Here is a 16,735-nt window from a genome sequence, read left to right on the forward strand (position 1 = left end):
ACGTTCCGAACCTGCCACCGTACGGTGCCGCATTCCTGCACCGGGCCCGATCAGGACGCCTCGCGGCGGCCGTGGCCTCCCCGCCGCGGGGGCGGGAAGGCCGGTCGGATCAGTCCGTATAGGCCACGATCTCGCCGCTGCGCAGGCGCCGCCCATAGGAGCGCAATTCCGCGCGCACGACCTTCATCAGGAAATAGAGGCCGAAGATGTTGACCACCGCCATGGCGAAGATCGCCGCATCCGAGAAGTCGATCACGGGGCCGAGATTGGCTGCCGCGCCGACCACCACGAAGGCGCAGAAGATGAGCTTGAACACCAGCTCCTTGGTCTTGCCCTCGCCGAACAGGTAGGTCCAGGCCTTCAGCCCATAATAGGACCAGCTGATCATCGTCGAGAAGGCGAAGAGCACCACCGCCACCGCGAGCACGTAGGGGAACCAGCTGATCCCTTCGGCGAAGGCCGCCGAGGTCAGCGCCACGCCGGTGTTGCCGTCGATCGTGGCGATCGCGGCTCCTGCCTCGTCGAGAACGAAGCGTCCCGTCTGCGGGTCCATGATGAGCTGGCCCGAGATGGTGATGACGAGCGCGGTCATGGTGCAGATCACCACCGTGTCGATCAGCGGCTCGAGCAGCGAGACGAAGCCTTCGGTGATCGGCTCCTTGGTGCGTACCGCCGAATGGGCGATCGCGGCCGAGCCCACGCCTGCTTCGTTCGAGAAAGCCGCGCGCTTGAAGCCTTGGATCAGCGCGCCGACGAGACCGCCCGCGACGCCCAGACCGCTGAAGGCACCGGCGAAGATCTGGCCGAAGGCCCAGCCGATCTTGTCGTATTCGACGATCAGGATGATCAGCGCCGCGCCGACATAGAGGATGCCCATGAAAGGCACGATCTTCTCGGTGACGCGGGCGATCGACTTGATGCCGCCGACGATGACGAGAAAGACCACGGAGGCGAAGACGAGGCCGGTGATCCAGCCCGGATAGTCGCCGACGATGCCCGAGATCTGCGCATGCGCCTGGTTGGCCTGGAACATGTTGCCGCCGCCCAGCGCGCCGAGGATGCAGAAGATCGAGAACAGCACCGCGAGGAAGCCGCCACCGGGCAGGCCAAGCTCACGAAAACCCTTGGAGAGGTAATACATCGGTCCGCCGGAGACGGTGCCGTCCTCGTACTCGTTGCGGTACTTCACGCCCAAGGTGCATTCGGTGAACTTGGACGCCATGCCCAAGAGCCCCGCGAGGATCATCCAGAAGGTCGCGCCCGGCCCGCCGATGCCGACGGCCACCGCGACGCCCGCGATGTTGCCAAGCCCCACCGTGCCCGACAGCGCCGTGGCGAGCGCTTGGAAATGGCTGACCTCGCCTGCGTCGTCGGGATCGGAGAAGTCGCCCTTCACCAGTCGGATCGAATGGCCGAAATAGCGGAACTGCACGAAGCCGAAATAGAGCGTGAAGACCGTGGCCGCGATGACGAGCCACATCACGATCCACGGGAAATCCGTGCCGTAGAGCGGCGCGAAGATGAAGCTGACGAAGGGCCCCGTCACGTCCGCGAAGATCTCGTTGACGCGCGCGTCGAGCGAGGAGCCCTCCTGCGCGGCGGCGGGAACGGCGGTGAGCATGGCGGCGGCGAGCGCCGCGATCATGGTTCCGGTCATCCGCGACCCTTTCATTGCACCACCGTGACCGGCACGTCGGCCCCCTTCACGAGGTTGAAGGTCGAGGAGCCGAAGATGCGGCTTGAAAAGCCGCCCTCCGAGGAGCGCGCCACGATGATCTGCGCGGCCTTCTGTTCCTTCGCGATGGCGTTGAGCGTGTCGGCCACGTCGCCATGGCGCACCTTTCCGGTGACGGTCAGCCCCAGCGCTTGCAGCTTCTTTACCGCCGGGTCGATCACGCGGGTCATCACCGTGCTGATCTCTTCCTCGCGGCGCTTGTGGCGCTGGGCGTTTTCCTCGGCGGAATGGAACGAAAAGGGGGACCATTCGATCACATAGGCGACTACGAGATCGCACTCCCCGATGAGCCGGGCCTGCGTGACGGCGAAATCGAGGGCGCGTTCCCCCGAGGCATGGCCGTCCAGTCCGACAACGAGCTTGGTTGTCATTGAGCCTCTCCTTGTCTTGCTCGGGCATGACCTTGCACGGCACCATGGCTTTCGCCGGGTCGCCGCGACGGTCGGAAACACCCCTGTGATCATCTTAGAAGCGCGGATGCCAGATTGTCGTGGGTTTGTTTCGGCGCGAATGACGCCGAGAGGTGCAAATCGAGGCCGGCCCCGTAAGTCGGCTGGCCGCTGAACGGCCTGCGCTAGGGGCCAGAGCGGCGCGGGGCAGGGGGCTTTGGCGCGGCGTCAGATTGTCGATCGCCCGTCGCTGGTCTAACCCGGACATCATGAAGACCAAGGAGACTGGCCAGATGTCGCGACCGACCGTACATGACGTAGCGCGCGTGGCCAAGGTCAGCCTGTCCACCGTCGACCGGGTCCTGAACGGGCGCGACGGGGTGCGGGCGACCACGCAGGAGCGGGTTCGCGCGGCGATGAAACAGCTCGGTTACGAGCGCGACCTGATGGCCGCGAACCTGTCGCGCAAGCGGATCTACGACATCCATTTTGTGATCCCCGACGGGCCGAACAGCTTCATGCGCAACCTCGCGGCCGAGTTGGAAACGCATGCGCGGATCGCGCTGCGCGATCGCACCGAGATCACCGTCTCGCTGGTGCCGCCATTCGATGACCGGGCGCTCGCGGCGGCGCTACGCCGTGCGAAAGAGGCGGGGGTCGACGGGGTGGTGATGGTCGCCACGGAGTCGGCCGAGGTCCGGCAGGCCGTCTCAGAACTGCGCGCTGCAGGTATTCAGGTGGTGACCTTGATCTCCGACCTCTCGGCCTCGGCACGTGCCCATTTCGTGGGTATCGACAACGTCTCGGCCGGGCGCACCGCCGCCGGGCTGCTGGGCCGGTTCTGCGCCGACCGGCGGGGCCGCATCGCGATCGTCGCCGGATCGATGCTGGTGCGCGATCACGTCGAACGCAGGCTCGGCTTCGAGCAGGTCATGCATGCGGAGTTTCCGGATCTGGATCTGCTGCCTCCTATCGAGGGCGGCGACGAGGCCGCTCGGGTCGAGGCGCTCCTGAGCGACGTGCTTCGCAAACATGACGACATCATTGGCATCTACAGCCTTGGCGGCGGCAATCGCGGCCTGCGCGGTGCGCTTGACCGAGCGGGGGCTGTCCCGCGACCCATGGTGGTCGTGCATGAGTTGACCGATCAGTCCCGCGTGGCCTTGCAGGACGGGGTGTTCGACGCCGTGCTGCAACAGGACATCCACAGGGAGGTGGCGAGCGCCCTCGTCATCATTCGTAGCCTTATCGAAGCGGTGCCAATCGATGCGCGGACCGGACTGGTCCATATCGAAATCTTCCTGCGCGACAACTTGCGCTGAACCGTACTTCCCATAGAGGAGGCTTTGCGGTTCGCTCTACTTGATGTACGTTAGTCAGAAATGAAGGGCCGGATGCTGCACCGCAGGGCATATCGGCAGGCGAGGAACGAGACCACCATGACAGATTTCTTCAAGGGCATTCCGGCAATCCGCCACGAGGGACCCGACAGCGACAGCGACAACGACTTCGCGTTCCGCCACTACGCCCCCGGGGAGGTGGTGATGGGCAAGCCGATGAAGGAGCATCTGCGCTTCTCGATCGCCTATTGGCACAGCTTCGCCTGGGAGGGTGGCGATCCCTTCGGTGGGCAGACCTTTGAGCGGCCTTGGTTCGGTGAGGGGATGGAGAAGGCCAAGCTCAAGGCCGATGTCGCCTTCGAGATGTTCGAGATCCTCGGCGCGCCTTATTTCTGCTTCCACGACGTCGATGCGCGGCCCGAAGGCGCGAGCTTCGCCGAGAACACCCGCAACCTGCGCGAGATCACCGATTATTTCCAAGGCAAGATGGAGGCCACCGGCACCAAGCTTCTGTGGGGCACGGCGAATTTGTTCTCGCACCGGCGCTACATGTCGGGCGCGGCCACGAACCCCGACCCGGATGTTTATGCCTTCGCCGCGGCGACGGTAAAATCCTGCATCGACGCCACGCATCAGCTTGGCGGCGAGAACTACGTGCTTTGGGGTGGGCGAGAGGGCTACGAGACGCTGCTCAACACCGACATGGGGCGCGAGCGGCAGCAGGCCGGGCGCTTCCTGACGCAGGCCGTGGAGTACGCCCGCAAGATCGGATTCAACGGCACCATCCTGATCGAGCCCAAGCCGCAGGAGCCGACCAAGCACCAATACGACTACGACGTCGCGACGGTTTACGGCTTCCTCAAGGATTTCGGGCTGGAAAAGGAAGTGAAGGTCAACATCGAGCAGGGCCACGCGATCCTCGCCGGTCACAGCTTCGAGCACGAGCTGGCGCTGGCGCGCGAGCTTGGCATCTTCGGCTCGATCGACATGAACCGCAACGACTACCAGTCAGGCTGGGACACTGACCAGTTTCCCAACAACGTGCCCGAGATGGCGCTGGCCTATTACGAGGTGCTGCGCGCGGGCGGCTTCACCACTGGCGGCACCAATTTCGACAGCAAGCTGCGGCGCCAGTCGCTCGACCCGGAGGACCTGATCCTCGCGCATGTCGGCGGCATGGATGCCTGTGCGGCGGGCTTCAAGGCGGCGGCGAGGATGCTGGAGGACGGCAAGCTCGAGGCCGCGCGCGACGCGCGCTACGCGGGCTGGGAGGGCCCGGAGGCCAAGGCCATGCTCGCGGGCGGATTTGAGGAGATCGCGGCCCGGGTCGAGGGGGAGGGGATCAACCCCGAACCACGCTCGGGGCGGCAGGAGCGGCTCGAAAACCTCGTGAACCGCTACGTGTAAGAGGCGGTGGCGGCCCCGCGCGGGGCCGCCATCTCTCGGTCAGAACGGGCTGTCGTATCGCTGCGGATCTGGACGGAGTTTTGATAGCTGGTGTCGAGCGCCCATCGCATGGTCGGCGCATGAGGCTCAGTGGCGGCGACGTTGTAGCCGCCCGAATAGACATAGGCGATGCCGCCCAAGGCAGCGATGCCGACGGTGCCGATGCTGCCGATCAGCACGCCGAGCGCGATGTTCTTCGACTTCGACATGGTCTGTCTCCCTATCTTTCGAACTCAACCAGAAGCGGGGCGGCGGGTTCGGCGCCGCCCCGCACTTCGTGTCACCCGTCGAACCCCACCCGGGCAGCGCGCAGCCTGAGCGCGTTGCCGATCACCGAGACCGAGGACAGGCTCATCGCGGCAGCGGCGATCACCGGCGACAGCAGCAGCCCGGTAAAGGGGTAGAGCAGGCCCGCGGCGATAGGCACGCCGAGGCCGTTGTAAAAGAAGGCGAAGGCCAGGTTCTGCTTGATGTTGCGCACCGTGGCGCGGCTGAGCCGGCGCGCGGTGACCAGCGCCGTCAGGTCGCCGCGCACCAGCGTGACGCCCGCGCTTTCGACCGCGACATCGGCGCCGGTGCCCATGGCGATGCCGACATCCGCGGCGGCAAGGGCAGGGGCATCGTTCACCCCGTCGCCGGCCATCGCCACGGTGCGGCCCTCCGATTGCAGCCTTCGGATCGCCGCCTGCTTGTCGGCGGGCAGCACTTCGGCGATCACCTCGTCGATGCCAAGATCCTCGGCCACGGCGCGGGCCGTCACCTCGTTGTCGCCGGTGAGCATGACGATGCGCAGGCCCTCGTCATGCAGCGCCGCGATGGCCTTGGGCGTCGTCTCCTTGATCCGGTCGGCCACGGCGACCAGCCCGGTGGCGCGCCCGTCCACCGCCACGAGGATGGCCGTCTGCCCCTTGCGCCGCGCGGCATCGGCCCGCTCGGACAGGAGGGCTGTATCGGCGCCCGCATCCTGCATCATCGCGACGTTGCCGATGGCGATGCTGCGGCCCGCGACGCGACCCGAGATGCCCTTGCCGGTGGCGCTGTCGAAGTCCTCGACCTCGGGCAGGGCGATGCCGCGCGCCGATGCACCCTCGACGATGGCACGCGCCAGCGGATGCTCGGACTGCGCCTCGAGCGCCGCCACGAGGCCCAGAAGCTCGTCCTCGGTCATGCCTTCGGCCAATACCTCGACCAGTGCCGGGCGCCCCTCGGTCAAGGTGCCGGTCTTGTCCACGACCAGCGTGTCGACGGCGGCGAAGCGTTCGAGCGCGGCGGCGTTCTTGATCAGCACACCGTGCCCCGCGCCCTTGCCGACGCCCACCATGATCGACATCGGCGTGGCGAGGCCCAAGGCACAGGGACAGGCGATGATCAGCACCGACACGGCGGAGACCAGCGCGAAGGCCATGGCCGGGTCGGGGCCGAAGATGCTCCAGACCACGAAGGCGAGGATGGCCACGCCGACCACGGCGGGCACGAAGTAGCCCGAGACCTTGTCGGCGAGCTTCTGGATCGGCGCCTGGCTGCGCTGCGCCTCGGCCACCATGGCGACGATGCGGTTGAGCATGGTGTCGGCACCGACGCGCTGCGCCTCCATGATGAAACTGCCGGTCTGGTTGATCGATCCGCCGGTAACCGGATCGCCCTCGGCCTTCTCGACCGGGATCGGCTCCCCGGTGATCATGCTCTCGTCGATCGAGGATCGGCCCTCGACCACCACGCCGTCCACCGGCACGCTCTCGCCCGGGCGCACGCGCAGCCGGTCGTTTGAGCGTAGCATGTCGAGCGGCACGTCGCGCTCGCCACGCTCGTCCACCAGCCGTGCCGTCTTGGGGGCGAGATCGAGCAGCGCCCGGATCGCGCCCCCGGTGCGTTCGCGCGCGCGCAGTTCCAGAAGCTGGCCCAACAACACCAGCGTCACGATCACCGCCGCCGCCTCGAAATAGACGCCGACCTCTCCCTCATGGCCGCGGAACTGCGGCGGGAAGAGACCCGGCGCGACGGTGGCGACGACCGAATAGACATAGGCCACGCCAACCCCGAGCGCGATCAGCGTGAACATGTTGAGGCTTCGATTGCGGACCGAGGCCCAGCCGCGCTCGAAGAAGGGCAGGGCACACCACAGCACCACCGGCGTCGCGAGGATCAGCTCGATCCAGTCGAGCATCGGGGCCGAGATGATGGCAAAGGCGTGTGGCGCGAAATGCCGGCCCATCGCGATGACCGCAAGCGGGACGGTCAGCACCGCGCCGAGAATGAAGCGGCGGCGGAAGTCGATGTATTCCTCGCTCGGGCCCTCGGTCATCGGAATGCCTTTGGGCTCCAGCGCCATGCCGCAGATCGGGCAGGAGCCCGGACCGACCTGTTCGATCTCGGGGTGCATCGGGCAGGTGTAGATCTCGTCCACGCGCTCGGGCGGCGCGGCCTTCAGCGAGGGATCGAGAAAGACCTCGGGCCGGGTATCGAACTTCTCGCGGCACTTGGCCGAGCAGAAGTAGAAGGTCTCCCCCCCGTGCTCCGAGACATGCTTGGCGGCTTCGACATCGACGCTCATGCCGCAGACCGGATCGGTCGCGGTGCGATCGCCGGGAAGGGGGTGATGATGCGCATGCGCATGACTGCTGTGGTCCATGGCAAGTCTCCTTGCTGCGGAGGCGCCGACTCGGCGCCTCGATGCCGTATCATACCCCCGTAGGGTATATGCACCAAGATACCCTTGTAGGGTATGGTGGGAACCCTCGTTCGGGCGTATGGTTCTGAAGCCGGAGGCGAATGACATGCAAGAAAAGAAGAACAAGGCGGCGATTCAGAAGCGGCTGGCTCGGCTCGGAGGCCAGATCAGGGGCGTCTCGCGGATGGTCGAGGAAGACCGCTACTGCGTCGATGTGCTGATGCAGACAGCCGCCGTGCGCTCGGCGCTCAAGGTGGTGGAACGGCTCCTGATCGAGGACCACGCCAACCACTGCATGGAAGCGGCGATCCTGTCGGGCGACGCCGATGAGCAACGCACCAAGTTTCGCGAGATGGTGGCCCTGCTCGAGAAGGCGCGTGATTGAGCGGGAACGGAGCTGCTCCGATCCTCATTGAGCCCACATGATCCAAGCCATCCTGCTCTCGATCCTCGTCGTTGCGATCTGCACCGCGATCCACCACGGGACCCTCAAGACGGCACCCCTGACCGAAGGTGGCTGACTGGTTCGTGTGTGGCGCCGGAGCAAGTTCCCACCTCTTATGGAGTCGAGTGGTGAACCAATGGAGCCGGGCGGACTTTCAGTTATGTTGACCGGCAGAGAATTGAGGCGAATGGCATGCAAAGACGACAGTTTCTGACACGGGCCGCCGGGTTCGGCGTGGCGAGCGCATGGCTTCCCGGATTAGCATGGGCGCATTCCAGCCAAGAGTTGCCCGAGAAGTTTCTGCCGCGCGAAGTGGAGATCGCACCGGGTATCGCCCCGGGGGAAATCCACGTGATGCCGGACGAGTTTGCGCTCTACTGGACGCTGCCGGAGGGCAGGGCCATTCGCTACAGCGTCGGCGTCGGGCGCGACGACCTCTACCATGCTGGCCGCTATGTCGTGCAGATGAAGAAGGAATGGCCAAGCTGGAAGCCGACGCCGGCTATGGTGAAGCGGGAGCCTGAAAAATACGAGAAATATGCGAAAGACGGGATGCCCGGCGGGATCGACAATCCGCTCGGCGCGCGGGCGCTCTATCTCTTCGTCGACGGACGCGACACCTATCTGCGCATCCATGGTACCAATCAGCCTTCGACCATCGGACGAGCGGTCTCAAACGGCTGCGCGAGGCTTGTGAACGACCACATCATCGAGCTCTACGAAAAGGTGCCTATGGGCACGACGGTCTATCTCTATCCGAAGGCGGGAAATTCTTATAATCCAGACCAGCATGGGATGGACCACCATGGTTGAGTGATCCTGGGTTCTGGTGCGCGCAGGCGCGGCCGTGGTCATCGGAACCACCCCCTTACCCGGCCGAGCAGGCCGTCGGGCTCGGGATGCGGATGCGCGTTTGTCAGACCATTGATATGCATGAGAAGGTTGAGCGGCGCGAAGCCGGCGCCGTGGAAGATGGCGACATGCCGTCCCTCCCGGTCGAAGAGGTGAAGCATCGGGTTGTCTCCATTTCGTGCGGATCGGGAGGCGAACTCTGCCTCGAGGTCTTCGAGCGCACCATTTGGTGCCGCGACCGACCAATTCCCGGCGTCGACGGTGTCGATACCGTCCGGTTCCTCGGCGATCGTGATGAAGCGGACCATCTCGCGCATCGGGCTTGCGTTGAGCGACGCCACCGTCTGCGCAAGCCGATCGTGCTGCGCCCGGCAGGGCTCGAGGCAGGGGCTCGAGCGAACGTGCACGGCCACGACCTGCCCCGCGAGGTCCGCGAGTTCGAACGGCTGGCCATCCGCGCTGATGAGGTCCACATCGGGCGCGGGGCCGGAGATCGCTTCGAATGCGGGCTCCTTCAGGGCGGTGACCTCGTCGAGCCGTTCGCCCGGGTGATCGGCCAGCGCCGGGATACCGAGCAGGGTCATGGGCATGGCGATGGGAGCGAGGCGCCGCATCAACTTCGTCCCTCCGTCTCGATGCGCATCTCGATCTCCCGGGCCAGGTCCTCGGGGGGCTGATCGCCTTCCAGGAAGACGGCCTCGAAGCGGCCGTCGGGCCGCATCAGGTAGATGTGGCCGGCATGCGCCATGCGGTATCCGTCGGCGGCCTCCGCATCCGGCAGCTGCTCGTGATAGACTTTGAAGGCATGCGCGGCGGCCGTGACCTGATCGTTGCTGCCGGTCAGCCCGACGAGGTCGGGGTGAAAGTTCGCGACGTAGTCGGCCATGATCTCGGGCGTGTCCCGCTCGGGGTCCACCGTGATGAAAAGCGGTGCGACCCGGCCTGCGTCCTCGCCCAGAAGATCGAGCGCGGTGGCCATGTAGGCCAGCGTGGTCGGGCAGACATCGGGGCAGTTGGTGAAGCCGAAGAACACGAGCTGCCAGCGACCGGCGTAGTCGGCCTGTGTCACCGGGCGCCCGGTGTGGTCGACCAGCTCGAAGTCAGAGCGGATGTCGGCCTCGCCGCTGTAGGCGACCTCCACGGGGGCGGAGGGACCGCGCAGGACGATAAGTCCCGCGATGGCCAGGGCGAAAACGGCGGCCCCGCTCCAGAGGAGGAAACGCAACCGCCGGTGAAAGCTGTGGGAAGGGAGCATCTGTCTGTCTTTCTGGTTGGCCCGCCCGGGCGAGGGCCCGGGCGGGCCTTCGTTCAGCCCTGGTCGGCCTGGTCGTGGTGTTCCTGCATGTGGGTGTTCATCGTTTCCATCATCTCCATGCAGGCCTGCATGTGCTTCATCATCATCGGCATCATGTTTTCCATGCCTTCCATGCCTTCCATGCCTTCCATGCCTTCCATGCCCTGCATCCCGGCCATGTCGCCGCCCATCATGTGGCCGCCTTCCTTCGTCGTCTCCTGGGTTTCCGCCGGGGCGGTCTCCTGGGCGTGGGCCAAGGGGGCGAGCGCGAGCAGAGAGAGGGCGACGGCGCCGCCGAGCTTGGTGGTGGTCTTCATGTCGTGTCCTTTCGGAATGGGTTTCAGTCGGTCGAAACGTCCGGCTTGGTTGTCGGATCGCTCTTGTTGGCGCAGGCGGACGAGCCCCCACGCATGCAGAGGCCCAACGCGCACATGACAGCGCAGGGGGCCAAACTCAGGATCAGGGGCGCGGCGCCGATGGCGGTGAGCCAGCCCCAGTTCAGGATCATGCCGGTGCCGATGACGGCGAAGGCCAGCACCATCCAGCCACGCCGTCCGAACGCCGGGAAACGGCGGACAGGGGCGGTCACGGGGGCGGATTTTGACAATTCGCTCATGCCTCGCCCTCCGACTGGAGGCGTCGCACGACCGGCAGGATGTCCTGTTCGAGCGAGCGGCGGTCAAAGGGACCGACATGCTTGTAGGCAATGCGGCCCTGTGCATCGATGACGAAGGTTTCCGGCAGCCCGTAGACACCCCAGTCGATCGAGGTGCGTCCAGAGCGGTCGGCGCCGATACGGGTATAGGGGTCGCCCGTCTCGTCGAGAAAGGCGAGTGCCGCGTCCGGCGCGTCCTTGTAGTTGATGCCGTGGATCGGAACCGTGCCCTGGGCGGCCAGCTCGACCAGCAGCGGCATCTCGACCCGGCAGGGCACGCACCACGAGGCCCAGACGTTGACGATCGACACCTCGCCTCGCAAATCGGACGAGGACAGACCGTCATCGCGGCCCTCGATCGGCGGCAGGTCGAATTCGGGCACCGCGCGGCCGATCAGGGCCGAGGGCAGCCGGTCGTCGGAGTTCATCAGGCCCCAGTAGAAGGCCGCCGCGAGCGCCGCGAACAGCGCCGCTGGGAGCAGCACCAAGGCCCGGCCTCGGGATCGCCTGCGCGGGGCCTGTTCCGCCGAGCTCATGGCTTGCCCTCGGCCCCGGCCGAGACCTCTGCCTGAAAGCCGCGCTCGCGCTCGGACCAGCTCGTCTTGATGTAGGCCAGAACCGCCTTGATCTCGTCGTCGCTCAGCAGGCCCTCGAAGGCGGGCATGTCGCTCTTGTAGCCGGGGACAACCGCACCGACACCATGCTTGGTGATGGTAAAGAGATCGCGGTCGGCGTGGTGCCAGGTGTGGCCGCTGTCGTCATGCGGCGGGGCCGGCATGCGCCCGTCCTCGGTCCGACGGCGCCAGTCGGGCTGGCCCTCGAGCTGCGCGCCATGGCAGGCAGCGCAGCTCTCGGCATAGATCGCGCCGCCCTGTTCGACCATGTCCCGCGTGACCGGCTCTCCGAGGACGGAGAGCCCCGCGGTTTCCGCCGGTGCCGCGCCCTGCGGGTCCTCATCCATCAGCCCTTGGGCCACCGCCGCGATCGCGGCGGCGCCAATCAGGCCCGAGGCGAGGCCGATGGCCAGCCCGCGTCTCATCGCGCGCTCCTGAGGAACTTGACCAGCGCCATCAGGCTCAGAACGAGCAGGGTCAGCACCAGCAGCAGGACGACCCCGCCGCCAAGCATCATGGCGCCCATCATCGGCCCGTTCATCATCGACATCATGACCTCCATGCACTCATTCATCGGAGAACACCGTGATGTCGTCACCCGCGAAGGCGTAGGTCTTGAGCGTGCCGCTCTTGCCGCCCATGCCGGGGGCGTTCATCGGCATGCCGGGCAGGGTGATGCCGGTGATCTCGGGGCGCTCGGTGGTCAGCCGCGCCACGATTTCGGCCGGGACCAGCCCGCTGACATAGTAGCCATCGACCTGCGCGAGATGGCAGCCAAGACCCTGCTCGGGCACCCCGGCCTCGATTGAGCGCTTGTCGAAGTCGCGGTCGTCGATCCGCGTCACATGGTAGCCGTTCTCCTCCATGTAGTCGGCATAGGCGTCGCAGCAGCCGCAATTCGGATCGCGCCAGATTGTCATCTGCCGATCGGCGGGGACGGTGGTCTCGGCGAGCGTGACAGCCGCGCTGTCGGTTTCGGCGGTGGTGAAGGTCGCGATGCCGATGGCGGAGACGGCGGCCAGCGCGAGGGCGGTGCCGGTGAGAAGCTTGCGGTTCATGTCAGCTATCCTTGGACAGATCGAAAGGGGACCAGTTGCTGCCGCCGTCGTGCGAGACGCGCAGGCCGACGGCATCGGCGGAGATCACGTGGAGCGGATCGGCGGGGTCGACGGCGAGGGCCCTGACGGGGTCGGAGGCGCTCTGTTCCCAGTTCACCCCCGCATCCATCGACAGCCACAGCCCGGAGGGCAGCGCCGCGAGAAGGCGCTGTGGTGCGTCGGGGGCAAGGGCGAGGATCTCGATTGGCTCGTCTTCGGGCAGCGAAGCGGCAGTGATGGGGGCGTCGCCTGCCACGAGCGCGTCCAGCGCGTCGCCTGCGACCACGTCCTGCCAGCGGCAGAAGCAGTCGGGCACCCGCGTCAGCCCGGCCCGCGTCCCGGCATAGAGCCAGATGCCGCCCATGCCGGTCTCGTGCGCCACGGAGACAAGGCTGAGCACGTCATGCTCCTCGCCGCCGAGATAGGGGCGATCCATCACGAATTCCCACGTCTCGCCACCATCCTCGCTGCGCCAGAGCCCGTCGCCTTCGAGAGCGGCATAGATGGTGTCGGGCGCCTGCGCGGCCAGAGCGACCGAAAGGATTGCCGCGCCCGGCAGCCCGGCATTGGCCTGTGCCCAGCTTCGGCCGCCGTCATCGCTGCGACGCAGGGCGCCGTCGCGCCATCCGGCGAGGATCGTGCCGGGGCGGGCGGGATGCGTGGCGAGGGCGGAGGGTTCCGCCGGAGCGTCGAGCCGGGTCCACGCATCGTCCTCGTGGCGCAGCAGGCCATCCGGCGTGGCGGCAAGGAGGGCAGTGCCGTCGAAGGCCAAGGTAGTGACGGCGCCCGGAAGGGCGCTCCGGGGTGCCGAGCGGGCGAGCCCGGGGGCGAACATCGTCATGCCCATCGCGGCGAGGCCGGAGGACAGGACGCGACGGCGCGACAGCGCACGTGCGAAATGGGTGGTCATGGAGAGTATCCCGAGAAGGAGAAGGTCGGTTCAGCGTCTGCCTGCCGAGATCGGGCGGGCATGGCGAAACCGGGCCGTCACCTGCGCGGTGCGGCCGGTCAGCTCAGGATGGTGGCTCGTGGTGGTGCGGGGTCGAAGCCCGGCTGGCGTGTTCGCACCACCGCGTCCGCGGGCCAATCAAGAGCGGTCGCGGCAACAGCCTGCGGCAGCGCCGCCGTAAACGTCTCTGTGGACAGCAGCGGCGCGGTGCAGTCGAGGTCGCAGACAACCTGTTCGCCCGCATCCTGCGCACAGGCCGGGCAGAGATCGTCCTGCTGTTCCACGGTGCTGGACGCCGCCATGTCGATCGACATCCGGGCGCCGGCAACGTCATGCACCAGCACGCCGACCAGAAGGGTCAGCGACAGGCAGAACGTGGCAAGGCGAACCCAGAGGCGCATGGCAATGATCTAAGAACGGACGCGCCGCCTGTCTACTGGGCGAAGGGGAAATTCGCTCACGAAACCGTCACCTTGGGGATCGCTGCCGAGGCACGCGCGAAGCGGGAATGTGGTAACGGGCCTGCTCGTTTTCATCTCGCGCGGCCTAGTTGCACGAAGCGGCTGCTGATCGGACTTCCCCTTTCCCCGGGCACACTTACCCCACGGCCTTTGTGACGGGTATGCCGAGAGCGGTATATCCATTCATGATGGCGATGCGGATCTGGACCTCGGCGACTTGACGATCAAAGTCCCGCGCCATGAGGCGCTGCCCCAGCAGCTTCATGCAGTTCATTTTTGTCTCGGCGCGGCTTCGGCGGTGGTATCCACTCCAGTTTCGCCAGATCGCTCGCCCCAGATATTTCGACGCGCGCAGGGCTTCGTTACGTGCCATCGCACCGGCCGTGGTCGGCTTCCAGGGTCTGGCGTTTTTGCGGGGCGGGATGACGGCGTGGGCGCCTCTATCCGCGATGGCATCGTGGCATCTGCGCGTGTCATAGGCGCCGTCTGCGGTCACGGTGGCGATCTCCTGCTCAGGTGGGATCTGGCTGAGCAGATCAGGCAGCACCGGCGCATCGCCGATGTGGTTTCCGATGACCTCGACCGCCCGGACCTCCAGCGTCTGCTCGTCGATCCCGAGGTGGATCTTGCGCCAGACGCGCCGTTTGGTGCCACCATGCTTGCGCGCGTGCCACTCGCCTTCGCCCTCGACCTTGATCCCGGTGCTGTCGACCAGCAGGTGCAGCGGGCCTCTGGAGCCGCGATAGGGGATGTTTACAGCAAGGGTCTTCTGGCGACGTGACAGGGTGCTGAAATCTGGCACCGTCCAATCCAAGCCGACCACCTACCACGATGGATTCACGAGATGAATCCTATGCGGGCTTTGTGCAACATGTATAACCGCCCCGTGCGCAAGAGGGTTCTTCGGAGCTCTGGCTGGCGCGCTGTCGGGTGCTGACATGTATCCGGCCTCTTAATGCGACCGTCTGTGCCGCGGGCCCATATGGTGGTCGAGGATCGGGGCCAAATCAAAGCCGCGTGCTCAAAGGCACTTTGTTGCACTCTGGGTGTCCCGATCTCGTCTCACGACGGCTGCGCCATAACACTCCTTGCCCTCTTTCGCTCCGACGTTCTCCGATCGAAAACGGGCTACGCCGCCGCGACCGGAGCCTTGTAGACGCCGCCTCGGGCCATCAGGGCCCAGACGATCCGCGCCAATTTGTTCGCCAGTGCCACGCGCACCAGCATGCCTGGCTTGCGCGCCAGCAACCCACCGAGCCAAGTGCCTTGCTGTGCCATGGGTGGAAGAGCTATGCCCGAATTTGGGTAACGCGCTTTGATCAGGCGGCGCGGGTCTTGGCGTCGAGGACGCCGTCGGTGAATTTGACGCCCTCGATCACCATTGGCAACTGGTTGGCGCCCTTCAGGCGACGCCATCCCTTCGCGGCGGCTTGCACGAGCTTGTAGACCATCAGCCGAGCCGTCTTTTGGGATAGCGCACCTTTCGTGCGAACCGTCCGATGCCTGACGGTGGCGAACACGCTCTCGATCGGGTTCGAGGTTCGCAGATGGTCCCAATGCTCGGCGGGGAAATCATAGAACGCCAACAGCGCCTCGCGGTCCTTGGTCAGGCAGGTTGCGGCCTTGTGGTATTTCGCGCCGTATTTCTCGACGAAGACGTCCAGCGCGGCCTCGGCGGCGACACGGGTCTCGGCCTGCCAGATCTCGCGCAGGTCGGATTTGACAGCGGGCTGGAGGGATTTGGGGACCTTGTTCAGCACGTTTGACGTCTTGTGAACCCAGCACCGTTGGTGCCTTGTGCTGGGAAGCACCTCGTCGAGCGCCTTCCAGGACCCGAGCGCCCCGTCACCGACAGCGATCTCGGGCGCGCAAGTCAGGCCACGCGCCTTGAGGTCGACCAGCAGTTCGCGCCAGCTCTGCGCGCTCTCGCGCATGCCGGCCTGAAAGCCCACGAGCTCTTTCTTTCCTTCCGGCGTCGCGCCGATGAGAACCAGCATGCATTCGGCCTGCGGCTCCATTCGGGCCTGAAGATAGACCCCGTCGGCCCAGACATAGGCGTAGCGGCGCGCGGCGAGGCCGCGGCGCTGCCAGCGCCCATACTCCGTTTCCCATTCACCGGTCAGGCGCGGCAGCACACCAGGCGACAAGTTCGGGGCGTCCTCGCCGAGCAGGGCCGCGAGCGCCTCTTGGAAGTCCCCGTCAAGATGCCGCGGAGATAGAGAACCGGCAGCAGCGCGTCCAAGCTGCGGGAGCGTCGCGCCCACCTCGGCAGGATGGCGGAATTGAAGCGGATCTTGTCCTCTGCGTTCGCCGCCGACCGATCCCGGACCTTCGGCCGTCTGACTGCGAGCCCGCCAATCCCGGTCTGGATCTCGCGCTCGGGGCCGTAGCCATGCCGAACCACGCGCTGACGCCCGTCCGGCAGACGGGTTTCGGCAAGTTCTGCGACGAAGGCATCCGCCTCCGCCCGCAAGGCCGCAGCCAACATCCGGCGCGCCCCCTCGCGGGCAATCTCGGTTAGGGGATCGTCCAGCGAATGGGGCTGACGAAGCGGGATGATGTCGGTATCGTTCTTCAGGGCGTATCGCTCCTTCGGGAGGGTCTGGCAGGCTTCAGCACCCGCCACGATACGCCGCCTTCTCAGACCGCATCACCCATTTTCAGTGACCTGCCCCCCTCGAGATCCCTCAGTCTGATGTAGAGTTTGCTCAATTGCAAAGGAGCAGACGATGCGAAAGAGCCGCTTCACTGAGGCGCAGATCATCGGGATGATCAAGGAGCAGGAAGCCG

Annotated in this window: 18 protein-coding genes and 3 pseudogenes; 4 read left to right on the forward strand and 17 right to left on the reverse strand. The window is 66.1% G+C overall.

All coding sequences use genetic code 11. From position 1 onward, the window contains the following. Window positions 1–109: 109 nt before the first annotated feature. Together ACJASC_RS04415 and ACJASC_RS04420 are read right to left on the reverse strand one after the other, a co-directional pair. Window positions 110–1,657: an alanine/glycine:cation symporter family protein gene (locus tag ACJASC_RS04415; protein ID WP_415143870.1), complete on the reverse strand. Its 1,548-nt coding sequence runs from the start codon at window positions 1,655–1,657 to the stop codon at window positions 110–112. Window positions 1,658–1,668: 11 nt separating this feature from the next. Further along, complete coding sequence (locus ACJASC_RS04420; RefSeq protein WP_021694734.1) at window positions 1,669–2,106, reverse strand: universal stress protein; 438 nt, start codon at window positions 2,104–2,106, stop codon at window positions 1,669–1,671. Between the two features lie 311 nt (window positions 2,107–2,417). On the opposite strand from ACJASC_RS04420, the gene ACJASC_RS04425 reads away from it, so the two are divergent. Together ACJASC_RS04425 and xylA are read left to right on the forward strand one after the other, a co-directional pair. After that, a complete protein-coding gene (locus tag ACJASC_RS04425; RefSeq protein ID WP_415143872.1) occupies window positions 2,418–3,446 on the forward strand; it encodes a LacI family DNA-binding transcriptional regulator in 1,029 nt (342 codons plus the stop codon). A gap of 117 nt (window positions 3,447–3,563) precedes the next feature. After that, window positions 3,564–4,871, forward strand: coding sequence for a xylose isomerase (gene xylA, locus ACJASC_RS04430; RefSeq protein ID WP_415143874.1), 1,308 nt, complete (start codon window positions 3,564–3,566; stop codon window positions 4,869–4,871). Here the strand turns inward: xylA and ACJASC_RS04435 are convergent. After that, on the reverse strand, window positions 4,862–5,119 hold the full coding sequence (locus tag ACJASC_RS04435; protein WP_415143876.1) for a hypothetical protein: 258 nt from the start codon (window positions 5,117–5,119) through the stop codon (window positions 4,862–4,864). The two genes, xylA and ACJASC_RS04435, sit on opposite strands and share 10 nt — an antisense overlap. Before the next feature lie 71 nt (window positions 5,120–5,190). Continuing rightward, window positions 5,191–7,539: a heavy metal translocating P-type ATPase gene (locus ACJASC_RS04440; RefSeq protein WP_415143878.1), complete on the reverse strand. Its 2,349-nt coding sequence runs from the start codon at window positions 7,537–7,539 to the stop codon at window positions 5,191–5,193. Window positions 7,540–7,684: 145 nt separating this feature from the next. On the opposite strand from ACJASC_RS04440, the gene ACJASC_RS04445 reads away from it, so the two are divergent. Beyond that, entirely contained in the window at window positions 7,685–7,963 is a 279-nt protein-coding gene (locus tag ACJASC_RS04445) for a metal-sensitive transcriptional regulator (protein ID WP_415143880.1), read from the forward strand. 252 nt (window positions 7,964–8,215) lie between these two features. Continuing rightward, entirely contained in the window at window positions 8,216–8,836 is a 621-nt protein-coding gene (locus ACJASC_RS04450; RefSeq protein WP_415143882.1) for a L,D-transpeptidase, read from the forward strand. 38 nt (window positions 8,837–8,874) lie between these two features. Here ACJASC_RS04450 and ACJASC_RS04455 read toward each other — a convergent pair whose 3' ends face one another. From ACJASC_RS04455 to ACJASC_RS04515, 13 genes and pseudogenes are all read right to left on the reverse strand, one after another. Beyond that, a complete protein-coding gene (locus tag ACJASC_RS04455; RefSeq protein ID WP_415143884.1) occupies window positions 8,875–9,459 on the reverse strand; it encodes a TlpA family protein disulfide reductase in 585 nt (194 codons plus the stop codon). A gap of 29 nt (window positions 9,460–9,488) precedes the next feature. Then, a complete protein-coding gene (locus ACJASC_RS04460) occupies window positions 9,489–10,130 on the reverse strand; it encodes an SCO family protein (RefSeq protein WP_415143886.1) in 642 nt (213 codons plus the stop codon). Between the two features lie 53 nt (window positions 10,131–10,183). After that, window positions 10,184–10,486, reverse strand: coding sequence for a hypothetical protein (locus ACJASC_RS04465; protein ID WP_415143888.1), 303 nt, complete (start codon window positions 10,484–10,486; stop codon window positions 10,184–10,186). A 23-nt stretch (window positions 10,487–10,509) separates the two neighbouring features. Further along, a complete protein-coding gene (locus ACJASC_RS04470; RefSeq protein WP_415143890.1) occupies window positions 10,510–10,785 on the reverse strand; it encodes a hypothetical protein in 276 nt (91 codons plus the stop codon). Further along, window positions 10,782–11,360 (reverse strand): DsbE family thiol:disulfide interchange protein, encoded by a 579-nt coding sequence (locus ACJASC_RS04475; protein ID WP_415143892.1) that lies wholly within the window; start codon window positions 11,358–11,360, stop codon window positions 10,782–10,784. The genes ACJASC_RS04470 and ACJASC_RS04475 overlap by 4 nt, the downstream gene beginning before the upstream one ends. After that, window positions 11,357–11,863 carry a c-type cytochrome gene (locus tag ACJASC_RS04480; protein ID WP_415143895.1) on the reverse strand — a complete coding sequence of 169 codons (507 nt, stop codon included), beginning with the start codon at window positions 11,861–11,863 and terminating at the stop codon, window positions 11,357–11,359. The genes ACJASC_RS04475 and ACJASC_RS04480 overlap by 4 nt, the downstream gene beginning before the upstream one ends. Further along, window positions 11,860–11,988, reverse strand: a complete 129-nt coding sequence (locus ACJASC_RS04485; RefSeq protein ID WP_415143897.1) for a hypothetical protein — start codon at window positions 11,986–11,988, stop codon at window positions 11,860–11,862. Before ACJASC_RS04485 ends, ACJASC_RS04480 begins: the two co-directional genes overlap by 4 nt. Window positions 11,989–12,004: 16 nt before the next feature. Next, a complete protein-coding gene (locus ACJASC_RS04490) occupies window positions 12,005–12,496 on the reverse strand; it encodes a DUF411 domain-containing protein (protein ID WP_415143899.1) in 492 nt (163 codons plus the stop codon). 1 nt (window position 12,497) lies between these two features. Next, the gene (locus ACJASC_RS04495) at window positions 12,498–13,445 is read right to left on the reverse strand and encodes a beta propeller repeat protein (RefSeq protein WP_415143901.1); all 948 of its coding nucleotides are present in this window, start codon (window positions 13,443–13,445) and stop codon (window positions 12,498–12,500) included. 98 nt (window positions 13,446–13,543) lie between these two features. Next, on the reverse strand, window positions 13,544–13,885 hold the full coding sequence (locus ACJASC_RS04500) for a hypothetical protein (RefSeq protein ID WP_415143903.1): 342 nt from the start codon (window positions 13,883–13,885) through the stop codon (window positions 13,544–13,546). Window positions 13,886–14,081: 196 nt separating this feature from the next. Next, window positions 14,082–14,768 (reverse strand): annotated as a pseudogene (locus ACJASC_RS04505) (IS5 family transposase); the annotation flags it as partial. Between the two features lie 305 nt (window positions 14,769–15,073). Further along, a pseudogene (locus ACJASC_RS04510) lies at window positions 15,074–15,211 on the reverse strand (IS110 family transposase); the annotation flags it as partial. Window positions 15,212–15,264: 53 nt separating this feature from the next. Then, window positions 15,265–16,523: pseudogene (locus tag ACJASC_RS04515) on the reverse strand (IS256 family transposase). Window positions 16,524–16,735: the final 212 nt, after the last annotated feature.

The sequence above is a fragment of the Limimaricola cinnabarinus genome, from assembly GCF_047631075.1.
GTDB classification, from domain to species: Bacteria; Pseudomonadota; Alphaproteobacteria; order Rhodobacterales; family Rhodobacteraceae; genus Limimaricola; species Limimaricola cinnabarinus.

What these genes read in the sequence shown, in the direction of transcription:
- ACJASC_RS04495 (WP_415143901.1), bottom strand. Translation starts at nt 13,445, where the DNA reads ATGACCACCCATTTCGCACGTGCGCTGTCGCGCCGTCGCGTCCTGTCC.
- ACJASC_RS04435 (WP_415143876.1), bottom strand. Translation starts at nt 5,119, where the DNA reads ATGTCGAAGTCGAAGAACATCGCGCTCGGCGTGCTGATCGGCAGCATC.
- ACJASC_RS04480 (WP_415143895.1), bottom strand. Translation starts at nt 11,863, where the DNA reads ATGAGACGCGGGCTGGCCATCGGCCTCGCCTCGGGCCTGATTGGCGCC.
- ACJASC_RS04470 (WP_415143890.1), bottom strand. Translation starts at nt 10,785, where the DNA reads ATGAGCGAATTGTCAAAATCCGCCCCCGTGACCGCCCCTGTCCGCCGT.
- ACJASC_RS04420 (WP_021694734.1), bottom strand. Translation starts at nt 2,106, where the DNA reads ATGACAACCAAGCTCGTTGTCGGACTGGACGGCCATGCCTCGGGGGAA.
- ACJASC_RS04455 (WP_415143884.1), bottom strand. Translation starts at nt 9,459, where the DNA reads ATGACCCTGCTCGGTATCCCGGCGCTGGCCGATCACCCGGGCGAACGG.
- ACJASC_RS04475 (WP_415143892.1), bottom strand. Translation starts at nt 11,360, where the DNA reads ATGAGCTCGGCGGAACAGGCCCCGCGCAGGCGATCCCGAGGCCGGGCC.
- ACJASC_RS04425 (WP_415143872.1), top strand. Translation starts at nt 2,418, where the DNA reads ATGTCGCGACCGACCGTACATGACGTAGCGCGCGTGGCCAAGGTCAGC.
- ACJASC_RS04445 (WP_415143880.1), top strand. Translation starts at nt 7,685, where the DNA reads ATGCAAGAAAAGAAGAACAAGGCGGCGATTCAGAAGCGGCTGGCTCGG.
- ACJASC_RS04485 (WP_415143897.1), bottom strand. Translation starts at nt 11,988, where the DNA reads ATGTCGATGATGAACGGGCCGATGATGGGCGCCATGATGCTTGGCGGC.
- ACJASC_RS04500 (WP_415143903.1), bottom strand. Translation starts at nt 13,885, where the DNA reads ATGCGCCTCTGGGTTCGCCTTGCCACGTTCTGCCTGTCGCTGACCCTT.
- ACJASC_RS04415 (WP_415143870.1), bottom strand. Translation starts at nt 1,657, where the DNA reads ATGACCGGAACCATGATCGCGGCGCTCGCCGCCGCCATGCTCACCGCC.
- xylA (WP_415143874.1), top strand. Translation starts at nt 3,564, where the DNA reads ATGACAGATTTCTTCAAGGGCATTCCGGCAATCCGCCACGAGGGACCC.
- ACJASC_RS04460 (WP_415143886.1), bottom strand. Translation starts at nt 10,130, where the DNA reads ATGCTCCCTTCCCACAGCTTTCACCGGCGGTTGCGTTTCCTCCTCTGG.
- ACJASC_RS04465 (WP_415143888.1), bottom strand. Translation starts at nt 10,486, where the DNA reads ATGAAGACCACCACCAAGCTCGGCGGCGCCGTCGCCCTCTCTCTGCTC.
- ACJASC_RS04490 (WP_415143899.1), bottom strand. Translation starts at nt 12,496, where the DNA reads ATGAACCGCAAGCTTCTCACCGGCACCGCCCTCGCGCTGGCCGCCGTC.
- ACJASC_RS04450 (WP_415143882.1), top strand. Translation starts at nt 8,216, where the DNA reads ATGCAAAGACGACAGTTTCTGACACGGGCCGCCGGGTTCGGCGTGGCG.
- ACJASC_RS04440 (WP_415143878.1), bottom strand. Translation starts at nt 7,539, where the DNA reads ATGGACCACAGCAGTCATGCGCATGCGCATCATCACCCCCTTCCCGGC.